The organism is Kribbella sp. (genome assembly GCF_035687465.1).
In the GTDB taxonomy this organism is placed as follows: domain Bacteria; phylum Actinomycetota; class Actinomycetes; order Propionibacteriales; family Kribbellaceae; genus Kribbella.
Window position 1 is genome coordinate 1 of record NZ_DASRXP010000539.1, and the last position, 2,856, is coordinate 2,856.

Consider the following 2,856-nt stretch of genomic DNA (forward strand, 5'->3'; position numbering starts at 1 on the left):
CCGAGCGGACCCGGCTGATGTCGTGGCGGGTAGCGGTCCTGACCATCGCGATCCTGATCAGCGGCGGCGCCTCCCCCGCCATCCGCGACGCCATCGGCGGCCGCGACGGCTACCGCGTGATGGGCCTCGCCGTCGCGGTCCTGCTTGCCCTCGGCACCGTCGGCGCGTACTACGGAACGCGCCGAGCCCCTGTAGGACCTGCAGTCGAGACCACGGGCACCCTGCGAGAGCAATTACGCGTGGTTGCCCAGGCCGCCGATTTCCGGTGGCTCCTGATCACCCTGATGCTGCAGGCACTCGCGATCGGGTCGATGCTGGCCGGCATCGACTACCTGGCCCGCTACGTACTCCGGGACCCGGGCGCGGCCACGATCGGCTTCGTCTGTGTGGTCGGGCCGGCGCTGCTCGTCAGCCCACTGTGGCTTGTCGTCGGCAAGAAGTACGGCAAGAGGACCGGCTTCCTCGCGGCCTCGGTGATCCTCGGGCTGGGCTCTCTCGGGCTCGCGGCCTCGAACCACGTCCCCACCTGGTGCGTGTACCTGGCGACGGCCGTGGTCGGCGTGGGATTCACCGGCGCGCAGGTTTTCCCGTTGGCGATGCTCCCGGACGTCGCCGCGGTGGACGCGGCGCGGAGCGGAGTGCGGAGGGCTGGTGTCTTCACCGGGATCTGGACTGCCGGTGAAACCCTCGGCTTGGCTCTCGGTCCCGGCGTGTACGCGCTGGTGCTCGCGATCGGTGGGTATGTGTCGTCCACGGGACAGGATGCGATCCAGCCGGATTCGGCCCTGACGGCGATCGTGGTCGGACTGTCGGTGGTGCCTGCTTCGCTGATCGCCATCAGCTTGTTCACGTTGTGGAGATACCGGCTGACGGCTGACGAAGTACTGGAGGCGGCATGAGCGACGTACTGGCCCGGTTGTGGGAGTTGCAGCGTGGGGATCTGCCGACGCACGGCGGCAGCACGCTCGCGTATGTATACGACTCCGGGCTGGCCGAGGCGGATGAGGTCGGCCGCGAGGCACTCGCTCTGTACGGCTCCACCAACGGGCTGGACCCGACGGTGTTCCCAAGCCTGCGCAAGCTCGAGAACGATCTCGTTGGCTGGGCGGCCCGGTTGCTCCAAGGCACCACCGCGGTCGGCACTGTCACGTCTGGCGGCACCGAGTCGATTCTCCTTGCTGTGCAGGCTGCGCGCGACGCATCACCCGACATTGGCTCACCCAGCATGGTCCTGCCATCCACTGCTCATGCCGCCTTTCACAAGGCCGCGCACTACTTCGGTGTGCGAGCTGTGGTTGTCGATGTCGATCCAGAGACCTTCCGTGCCCGGCCCGACGACATGGCCACCGCCTGTGACGACACCACAGTGCTCGTGGTGGCCAGCGCTCCGTCGTACGCGCATGGCGTGATGGATCCGGTCCCTGCTGTTGCCGCGGTCGCCGCAGAGCGCGGGATCCGGTGCCATGTAGACGCCTGCATCGGCGGGTGGGTGCTGCCGTATCTCCGGCTGGACGGGGTCGACGTGCCGGCGTTCGACTTCGCAGTACCGGGAGTGACGAGCATTTCGGTCGACCTGCACAAGTACGCCTACACGCCGAAGGGCGCGTCGATCCTGCTGCATCGGGACGCGGCACTGCGGCGGGCTCAGTTCTTCGCGCATGCCGACTGGCCTGGCTACACGATGCTCAACTCGACCATGCAGTCCACCAAGTCAGGCGCACCGGTCGCCGCCGCCTGGGCCGTCGTCCAGCACATCGGCGATAACGGCTACCGCCGGCTCGCGCGCACGTCGTACGACGCCGCGCTCCGCCTGGCTGATGCGGTTGCCGCGATTGACGGCCTGAGTGTGCTCGCCGCCCCCTCCACCACCCTCGTGGCGCTGCGGAGTGATGAACGGGCAGATGTCTTCACGCTCGCGGACGAGATGGCGACGCTCGGGTGGTTCGTCCAACCTCAGCTGAGCTTTCGCGACCAGGCGGCCTCACTGCACCTCACCGTCAGTGCGGCCACGGCCGGGCGACTGGACGAACTCGTCCAGGCCCTGGAGACAGCCACCCAGGCCGCGCAGGCCGTTGGTCCGGTTCGAGTGCCCGCAGAGCTGGTGGCCGCGGCCGGCGAACTGGATCCGGCAACGCTGGACGACGCCGCTTTCGCCGGCCTGCTCTCGCTCGCGGGCCTGGCCGGTACGGCGACCAGCGGGACCTTGCCGGACCGGATGGCCCCGGTGAACGCGTTGCTCGACGTCGCTCCCCCGCGGCTGCGCGAGGCGCTGCTGATCGCCTTCCTCGACAGGCTGATGCGACCCTCCTGATCACCCGGAGAGATCCCTGTTGCATGCTGGCGAGCAGCAGTTCGATGACTTCGTGGAGGAGAACTGATGGTGACCGACTCGACTCCTGGCCCGGCCGCAGCGACCCCGGTGTTGCCGCAATCGGTGCTGATGCCGCTGACCGGGGCGGCCATCTTCCTGGTGGTCCGGATCGAGCCGGGCGGCGAGGAGACGACGCGCGCACTGCTGGAACGCGCCAACGGCCTCACCCGGGCAGTCGGGTTCCGGGTGCCCGCCGGCAACCTGTCCTGCGTCACGAGCATCGGCTCCGACGCCTGGGAGCGGCTCTTCAGCGGTCCCCGCCCTGCGCACCTGCATCCCTTCATCGAGCTGAACGGCTCGAAGCACCGGGCGATCTCGACCCCCGGCGACCTGCTGTTCCACATCCGGGCGGGTCAGCTGGACCTCTGCTTCGAGCTGGCCCAGCAGTTCATGCTGGAGCTCGACGGGGCCGCGACCGTGATCGACGAGGTGCATGGGTTCAAGTACTTCGAGATGCGCGACCTGCTGGGATTCGTCGACGGCAC

At 68.5% G+C, this 2,856-nt stretch carries 3 protein-coding genes; all 3 read left to right on the forward strand.

Annotated features, from left to right (window positions below; genetic code table 11):
* On the forward strand, positions 1-899 hold an 899-nt coding region (locus VFG33_RS28415), incomplete at its 5' end, for an MFS transporter (RefSeq protein ID WP_325056041.1).
* A complete protein-coding gene (locus VFG33_RS28420) occupies positions 896-2,311 on the forward strand; it encodes a pyridoxal phosphate-dependent decarboxylase family protein (RefSeq protein WP_325056042.1) in 1,416 nt (471 codons plus the stop codon). The genes VFG33_RS28415 and VFG33_RS28420, both read left to right, overlap by 4 nt.
* Before the next feature lie 66 nt (positions 2,312-2,377).
* Positions 2,378-2,856 (forward strand): Dyp-type peroxidase (locus tag VFG33_RS28425; protein WP_325056043.1); only part of this gene is annotated, 479 nt, incomplete at its 3' end.

Coding starts and splice junctions, on each gene's coding strand:
- VFG33_RS28420 (WP_325056042.1), top strand. CDS start 896: ATGAGCGACGTACTGGCCCGGTTGTGGGAGTTGCAGCGTGGGGATCTG.